Origin of the sequence: Streptococcus sp. GMD1S (genome assembly GCF_000296875.1) — a bacterium.
GTDB lineage: Bacteria > Bacillota > Bacilli > Lactobacillales > Streptococcaceae > Streptococcus.
The window spans coordinates 1-544 of sequence record NZ_AJQY01000299.1 but is presented as its reverse complement, the minus strand read 5'-3'; the positions used below and the strand labels follow the sequence as shown (position 1 = coordinate 544).

General features: G+C 40.8%; 2 protein-coding genes. Both read right to left on the bottom strand.

Annotated features, from left to right (window positions below; genetic code table 11):
* A partial coding sequence (locus tag GMD1S_RS08890) for a pantoate--beta-alanine ligase (protein WP_000730565.1) occupies window positions 1-218 on the bottom strand: 218 nt, incomplete at its 3' end.
* A gap of 146 nt (window positions 219-364) precedes the next feature.
* On the bottom strand, window positions 365-544 hold a 180-nt coding region (locus GMD1S_RS08885), incomplete at its 5' end, for a hypothetical protein (protein ID WP_000663836.1).

Genomic DNA, 544 nt, shown 5'->3' with positions numbered 1-544 from the left:
TTGCAGACAGAGGTCAACTCGTCATCCCGAAAAGCCTCTCGGATATAGCGAAATCGTTTTTGAAGACTTAAACCTACCTGCTCACCTCGGTCTCCCTCGTAGCCTGAAACGACTACCCAGACCTGGTCACACTGACGCTTCGCTCGCTGGATCAGATCGATATGACCCTGATGAAGAGGGGCAAAGGTCCCAAATACCACTGCTGTTTTCTTTTTCATAAACGTTTTACCTTTTTATAGTTTTTGATATTTTTATTTTCTATGTTTTTATTATACACTATATTTTTGTTTTGTCAATAGTTTTTTCTACTTTTTTATAAAAAAGTAGAAAAAAAAGAATCAGGACTGCTCCTGACTCTCCATTTTTAAGCAATATCAAATTTTAGTTGACCAGCTTTGACACCAATCTTGAGGGTCTTGCCTGCTACAAGTTCTCCCTTAAGGAGGAGTTCTGCCAACTTATCTTCCACTTCTGTTTGCAGGGTTCTGCGAAGTGGACGGGCTCCCATTTCTGGATTGTAACCGTGACTAGCTAGCAACTTCAG